Raw genomic sequence first — 6,768 nt, forward strand, 5'->3', positions numbered from 1 at the left:
AGTGCCCCGGCGCCGCTGGCGCCGGGGCACTGAAAGGGGGAATTACTTCGTCTTCCGACATGTAACCGAAACGTCGGCGATCACCCGAACCACAGATCTTCGTGGGTGACCCGACGGGCAACGCCTCCCTTCTCCTCATTTCACTCTTCCGGGCAACTTCATCGTGCTGCCCGGCGGGCGGCAGGGCCTTCGTGCTCACTGGCCCCGTGGCCGCGCCCGCCGGTCTTACTTCACGGGCAGTTCATCATCTCCCGTGCCGTATGGATACTTCCTTCGCTACCAACGACACAGAAGCTACCTCACATGCTCGCGAATGTCTACAGTTCTCACTGTAGATTTTCCGCGACGTGCCTCTCACGGTGGAGCTGCTGTCCGGTGTCATGCGCGTCGGCGCGGAACGCTTCGGATGGGACCCGTCCGGCTACACGGCCATGGTCCGCGCGGCGCGGGATGTCGACACCATGTCCCGCGGCCGGATGGTCGGGTCACGATTCGGGCCGGGGCGGGCAGAACCCGGCGTCCGGATAACAGCACGCTCACAGGCGCTGAAATCGGCGGTCGAACCCTTCCGGAACCGGGCCGACCGGTCTAACCTTCAACGTCATGACCGCCTTCACCGGAAAGGTCGTACTCATCACCGGCGGCGCCCGCGGTATCGGTGCGGAGCTCGCCCGGCGGCTGCGGGCGCGCGGTGCGCGGCTGGTGCTCACCGATATCGATCCGCCCCCACTGCGGGAGCTCGCCATGGAACTGGGCGGCGACGAGTACGTCGTGGCGGTCACCGCCGATGTGTGCGATCTGGCTGCGATGGAGGCCGCGGTCGCGCGGGGCGTCGAAAGGTTCGGCGGAATCGATATCGTGGTGGCCAACGCCGGTATCGGCAGCTACGGATCGGTCCTGGCGGTGGACCCCGCTGCCTTCCGGCGGGTGATCGACGTGAACCTCGTCGGATGTTTCAATACCGTGCGCGCCGCCCTGCCCGCGGTCATCGAACGTCGCGGCTACGTGCTGTTCGTATCCTCGGTCGCCGCCTACGTAGCGATGCCCGGGCTGGCGGGTTACTCCGCGACGAAAGCCGGAGTGGAGCAGTTCGCCAATGCTGTGCGAGCGGAGGTCGGCTACCGTGGCGTCGCGGTCGGGTCGGCGCATATGTTGTGGATCGACACCGCGCTGGTGCGGGAGACGTTCACCGATCTGCCGGCGGCCGCGCGGGCGCTCGCCTCGTTGCCGGCCCTGTTCCAGAAAACCGTCACGGTGCGGGAGTGCGCGGCCGCCTTCGAACGGGGCATGGAGCGGCGTGCCGAGCGGATCAATGTGCCCGGGTGGGCGGGCGCGCTGCGCTGGCTGAAACCGGTGCTGCAGACTCCGCTGGTCGAGCGATTCGTCGGTACGGCCACCCGGACCTGGCTGCCCGAGATGGACGCGGAGGTGAGCGAGCTCGGCCGTTCGCTGAGCGCCCGCACCCAGGCGCTCAGCGTGGACAATTAGGGCAGACTGCCGGGTGAGCCGGTGGCCCGCCGGTGCGTATCTCAGGCCTCGCCGGTCCGGTAGGCGTCGAGGCGGATGGTCGCGGTCCGAATCGCCGCGGGCTCGACAGGGCGTTGGCTGCCGGCGCCACGGAACTCGCCGTATTCGTGAGCGCGACCGAGACCTTCGCGGACAAGAACCTGCAGTGCGGTCCTGCGACTCCCGGAGTTGCGTGAGGATGTTCGCGGTCTGCAACACCGCCGAGGCGTGGTCGGCCAGAGCCGAGAGCAGCGCGATCTCTTCGGGGGTGAACTGGCGTTCCTGCCGCGTCGCGGCGAAGAGCACACCGAGCACGGTGCCGTCGGAGAGCGCGTCGAGTCCCAGTTCGGTCAGCGAGGCCGCCGGCGTCGTGACATCCGGTTCGCCGCGGGTGACGGCGCGAAGAACCTCGTGAACGATACGGGCGAGGTCACTGCTGTTCATGGTTACGGACTGCCCGTGTCCACCGTCCCGGCTCGATGCGCTCCCCGTGACCGCTGCCGGGTTTCGCGCCCACCTCGCCGGTGCTGCCGTCGAAGGCGTTCCGCCGCAAGCGCACAAGGCCGAGGGGCTGCGGTGTCGGCGGGTCGCGTGGGGGCGGCCTCAATGGGTCAGCGCGATTTTGACGATCACGACGAGGGCGGCGGCGAGGGTGAGCAGCAGCGCGGTGATCACGGTGGCACGGGTGGGATGCCGGCCGCGGAGTCTGCCGATGACGAAGACGATCCCGCCGATACGCACGAGGATGACCAGTTCGGCGAGGATCTGCGCGGTCCGGGGTGGGAGCCAGCCCAGCCAGCCGGCGGCGAGGACGGCGCAGGGCAGCACCGCGGAGGTGAGGATCGGTACCGAATTGCGGAGTGCACGGACCCGGTCGGCGACGGTGGCGGTGTGTTGTTCGCGGACGGTGCGGGCGACCGTTTCGGCGAAACTGTGGGCCAGGAAGGTGGAGACGGCGGTGCCGGCCACGAGGAGGATGCCCGAGGTGTTTCTCGGCGGTGACGACGGGGACAAGGGCGGTGAGCACGAGGATGTTGCCGTAGATGTAGGCGCTGATCCGGCTGGCGGCGTTATCGCGGTCCAGTGGAGTCCGGCGGGAGAACAGCGGCCCGTGCAGCACAGTGGTCAGGTCGGAATCCATCACCGGATCGTCGCGGCCGAGGACACCGGCGCCGCGGTCTGCGGCCCGCCCACGATCCCGTGCCCGGCAATCGGTGGATAAGCGTTCACAGGCACTCCTGCGGGGCGGGAGCCGGAGATCAGTCGGCGAAGACCTCGCGCAACTTGGCTTCCTGCTCATGGGACAGGTTGGTGGAGACCAGCTCCGCCGACTGGCCGTGGAACGCCTCGTGCACCCGGTCCATCGTGGCATCGGAAGTCAACGCGAACAGCGCCGAGGTGCCGGGGGTGAGCTTGTCGCGCACCTTCTTGATGAAGTCGTCGTCGATACCGATATCGGCCAGCGACCCCGACATCGCGCCCAGACCCGCACCCATCGCGGCGCCGATCAGGGGGATGAAGAACAACAACCCGAACAGCAGGCCCCAGAACGCGCCGCCCAGCGCACCGAGCCCGGCCAGGCTGTGCAGCTGGCGGGTCTTGGGTTTCTTCGCGTCCGCCGGCCAGCTGACCACGGCCGCGTCCTGCACGGTGATCAACTCGCGGCGTTGCAGATCATCCAAGGTCGATACGGCGGTATCGGCGCCGGTGGCGGTGGCGGTGGGGAACTTCCAGACGGTCAACGTACCGGCCATCTCCGGCTCCTTCATCAAGGGTGAGTACGCTTCCGGATCGACCCTAGGGCCGGTCGCACGCCGGTTCCTCACCCGCTACGGGTGAGGAACCGGTCACCGGGCGCCGGTGACCGACAACCGATACGCCGCCATCGCGAACCCATGTGCCGCCACCGCGGCAGACATCATCGTGGGCACCTCACCTGCCCGGCCCGAACCCGCTCGCTCCCTCGGCAACTCTGCCAACGGTACGGCCTCGAGTTCCGATTCCGGGCGGGTGTACCGCGTTCGGCACGACCGCCTCGAGGGCCGCCGCGACCGCGGTTTCGCGACCTACGGCCGGGCGGGCCGGTACGGGACGCGGACCGCGGCCGACCACCTCGCCGCCGATGCGCGGGAAACGCTCGTCATCGCCATGGTCGGATCCACGGCGGGCTGTCGCCACCCGGCGGTGAGCGTGGCGACCCCCGGGATCGACGGGGTGATGGTCGGCCCGGCCGATCTCGCGGTGTCCATGGGCACGCACGGTCCGGCCGACCCGGCCGTACCGGCCGAGATCGAGAAGGTCCACGCGGCCGTCGCCGCTCACGAGCGGATCCGGCTCGATATCGTCTCGAGCGAGCAGCGGGCCGCCGCGGCGTTCGATTCGGGCGCGGGCCTGGTGGTCATCAACCTCACGCAGGTGCTGATGAAGACATTCGCAAGGTTGCGGTCGGTGCGTTGAACGGAGTGCGGCAGGGTTCGACGCCGCATGGATCCGGCCGGGCGACAGATGACAGGAACATGGCTGCGAGGTCACGTTTGCGCAGCTCAGTCCATATTTCATCAGAAGCGGTGGGGTGTCGCCGATAGGATCGTCGCCATGATCGACTCCGCGCGCGTCCTGCCCCGTCGCCCCGGTGTGACGGCCGCGATCCTGGCCGCCGCGGCCACCGGACTGGTACTGGGCGCCGCGCCCGCCACCGCCGCGCCCGCGTTCCCGGTCCCGCCGCTCACCGAGGTGGCGGCGGCGGGCACCGAGGGCCTGGACCCGCTGCTGGCCCTGGCCTACACCATGGCCGAACAGGAGGCACATGCCCATGGTGTGCCGATGACGATCAACTCGGGCTACCGCTCGCCCGAGGAGCAGCGGGCGATGTGGGAGGAGGGGCTGCGCACCTACGGCAGCCCGGAGGAAACCCGGCGCTGGGTGCTGCCCCCGGAGGAATCCACCCATGTGACCGGCCGGGCCGTCGATATCGCGCCCCGGGAGGGCGCCGCCTGGCTGGAGGCCAACGGCAACCGCTGGGGGCTGTGCCGGACCTTCGACAACGAATGGTGGCACTTCGAGTTACAAACCTTGCCCGGTACGCCGTGTCCGCCGCGGGTGCCGGATGCTGCCCATCGGTAGCCGTGTGAGCCACGCGGCCATCAGGACGACGAAGGGCGGCATTCCGGATCGTCCGCCCGTCCGAGACCGTCGGCCCGGCCCGGGTTGCGGAGGCGGCGCACCGGTGAGCCGTGGCGGTGCCGGTCCGTGGACCGTGCTGATCCCTCGGCCACCAGTGCCGGATTACCGAGCCGGGTAGCCCGTCCGTCCGGCGCGCCTCGGTAGCCGGAGAGACCCGCGGCCGAGGGTCGTATCGGATCCGGGTTCCCGAGTGACCCTGCGCCGGGCCGGTGGCCCCCGGGCTGCCGTGCGTGACGGTCCGCCGCCCCCGTGCGCCGGCTCCGGCGCAGCCGAGGTGGATTCAGACGCCCGACAGCGACCGGAGCTCGTCCAGGAAGGCGCGGGTCCGCGGGTCGCCCGGAAAGTTGTTTATCAGTTCCTGCGCCACCTCGCTGCCGATGCACAGGAGCGAGGGCAGGGACCGCCGTCTCGCCTCGAACGCCCGCCGCCCGTGGGCCACCGCCAGTTCCAGATCGCGGCCGCGCGCGGCGACCACGGCGAGGGTGAGGTGGGCTTCGGCGACCCGCATCGGATTGCGCACCGAACCGTCCAGGGCGACCGAGTCGGCCAGTACCGCCTGCGCGTACATCTCGGCGCGCGCATCGTCGCCGACGACCCGGGAGCAGTCCATGGCGTAGAAGTCGAACTTCTGCGGATCCACGACGAAATGATTGTCGAGATCGTCGGGGTGGCCGAGCCGGTTCAGCAGGGTGCGGCCCTCGGCCAGCGCCGCGTCCACGGCCGTGCGATCGCCCAGCCGCGCCCACGCCTTCGCCCGCTGGGCCGCCAGCTGCACACCGACCCCGCTGGCCGCGCATTCGGCCGGAACCGCCTCGGCCGCCTGGATCACCCCGCGATGATTGCCCTGGGTCAGGGCGAACCAAGCCGCCAGTTCCGAACTCCAGCCGATGATCTCGGCATGCCCGGCCTCTTGGCCCAGCGACCGGGCCGCCCGCCGGGTGGCCTCGGCGCTGCTGCGCCGGCCGAGATCGTATTCGAGACAGCCGAGCAGCAGGGCCACCCAGCCGGCCAGCTCCAGGACCTCTTTGTGCTGGGCCAGGGTGAGCCGGCTGTCGAGCAGCGCGGCGATCCGGCGCAGCCAGCCCGCGGCCTCGAGATGTAGTTCGTGCGGATCGGTGGAGGCGTAGTCGCAGCACAGCCGCTGCGCGGTGATCCGCACCGCGTCCAGGGTGGCCGTCGAAATATCGGACATCCGAAGGCGTCCCATGAATTCGAGCGTGTCCATCCCGGTGGCGGTGAGCAATTCGTCGTCGCGGCTCGGCCGGGCCTTCGGGAAGAACGCGGCGGCCACCGAATCGAAGGCCGACGCGATGAGGGGCGCGTAGAAATCGTCGGGTCGTGATTCGCCGGATTCCCAACGCCGCCAATTGCGCAGGAGGGTGCTGTCGGTCGGGAGATTGTGGGACGACTTGGCGCGCAGGGCGCGGACGGCGTCCGCCTGTGACCACCCACGCGCATCGCGTTCCGAGCGCATCCGGATGGCCCACAGCGGACGATCTTCAGCAGCAGTCACGCGGCCAGTATTGCACCAGCAAACTTTCCGTGGACCCCAGAGGGCATCCAGATGTCCCCCGCATGACCTCTTCTGCCATTGTCACGGGTCGGTCATGCTCGAATGGGACCGGCTCCGTGTCGGTTCAAGCAACACCCCCGCGAATGCGGGGAGGAGATCCCGGAGCAGGAAATGGTTCCCCGCCCCCGTGTGGGGAAGGATTCAGGAGGTTCGGGTGGAAGCGTTGGTATACGGGTATTTACGCGACGATCTGGCCGCGGGCGACGGTGACGATATGGAGGCCGCGCTACGTGAGCTGGCCGAGGCCCGAGGACTGTGCTTCGCCGCGACGTTCCACGAATCGCGTCCCGGCGACGGGACGGCGTTCGCCGAACTGACCCGGGAACTCCAGCGGGCGGACGCCCATCACGTGGTGGTCCCCTCGCTCGATCACCTCACCGGCCAGACGATCCCACGCGAACTGCTCATCGCGAAACTGGCCAGTGACGCCGCCGCCCGCATCTGGTCGGTGGCCGGCTGAACCGAGGACCCGGCGGCCCGGCGTACCCCCTCAGCGCCCGAAGCCG

Annotated in this window: 6 protein-coding genes and 1 pseudogene; 4 read left to right on the forward strand and 3 right to left on the reverse strand. The window is 69.5% G+C overall.

Going from position 1 to position 6,768, the window contains the following annotated elements; genetic code table 11:
- The first annotated feature begins 603 nt into the window (after positions 1–603).
- Entirely contained in the window at positions 604–1,488 is an 885-nt protein-coding gene (locus tag ACLML9_RS26945) for an SDR family oxidoreductase (RefSeq protein WP_411948141.1), read from the forward strand.
- A gap of 621 nt (positions 1,489–2,109) precedes the next feature.
- On the opposite strand, the pseudogene ACLML9_RS26950 reads toward ACLML9_RS26945, so the two are convergent.
- Together ACLML9_RS26950 and ACLML9_RS26955 are read right to left on the reverse strand one after the other, a co-directional pair.
- Positions 2,110–2,647: pseudogene (locus tag ACLML9_RS26950) on the reverse strand (hypothetical protein).
- Between the two features lie 118 nt (positions 2,648–2,765).
- Positions 2,766–3,260 (reverse strand): DUF1269 domain-containing protein, encoded by a 495-nt coding sequence (locus tag ACLML9_RS26955; protein ID WP_411948142.1) that lies wholly within the window; start codon positions 3,258–3,260, stop codon positions 2,766–2,768.
- Between the two features lie 106 nt (positions 3,261–3,366).
- On the opposite strand from ACLML9_RS26955, the gene ACLML9_RS26960 reads away from it, so the two are divergent.
- Positions 3,367–3,963 carry an aldolase/citrate lyase family protein gene (locus ACLML9_RS26960; protein ID WP_411948143.1) on the forward strand — a complete coding sequence of 199 codons (597 nt, stop codon included), beginning with the start codon at positions 3,367–3,369 and terminating at the stop codon, positions 3,961–3,963.
- A gap of 138 nt (positions 3,964–4,101) precedes the next feature.
- Entirely contained in the window at positions 4,102–4,629 is a 528-nt protein-coding gene (locus ACLML9_RS26965; protein ID WP_411948144.1) for a M15 family metallopeptidase, read from the forward strand.
- Between the two features lie 340 nt (positions 4,630–4,969).
- Here the strand turns inward: ACLML9_RS26965 and ACLML9_RS26970 are convergent, their stop codons facing one another.
- Positions 4,970–6,202 (reverse strand): XRE family transcriptional regulator, encoded by a 1,233-nt coding sequence (locus ACLML9_RS26970; protein WP_411948145.1) that lies wholly within the window; start codon positions 6,200–6,202, stop codon positions 4,970–4,972.
- A gap of 214 nt (positions 6,203–6,416) precedes the next feature.
- Between ACLML9_RS26970 and ACLML9_RS26975 the strand changes: the two genes are divergently transcribed.
- The gene (locus tag ACLML9_RS26975) at positions 6,417–6,722 is read left to right on the forward strand and encodes a hypothetical protein (RefSeq protein ID WP_036513657.1); all 306 of its coding nucleotides are present in this window, start codon (positions 6,417–6,419) and stop codon (positions 6,720–6,722) included.
- The last annotated feature ends 46 nt before the right edge of the window (positions 6,723–6,768 follow it).

Origin of the sequence: Nocardia sp. NPDC002869, assembly GCF_046764065.1 — a bacterium.
Taxonomy (GTDB): Bacteria; Actinomycetota; Actinomycetes; order Mycobacteriales; family Mycobacteriaceae; genus Nocardia; species Nocardia rhamnosiphila.

Bases quoted from the DNA above. Each gene is read 5' to 3' on its own strand.
- ACLML9_RS26955 (WP_411948142.1), bottom strand. From the start codon at position 3,260: ATGGCCGGTACGTTGACCGTCTGGAAGTTCCCCACCGCCACCGCCACC.
- ACLML9_RS26965 (WP_411948144.1), top strand. From the start codon at position 4,102: ATGATCGACTCCGCGCGCGTCCTGCCCCGTCGCCCCGGTGTGACGGCC.
- ACLML9_RS26945 (WP_411948141.1), top strand. From the start codon at position 604: ATGACCGCCTTCACCGGAAAGGTCGTACTCATCACCGGCGGCGCCCGC.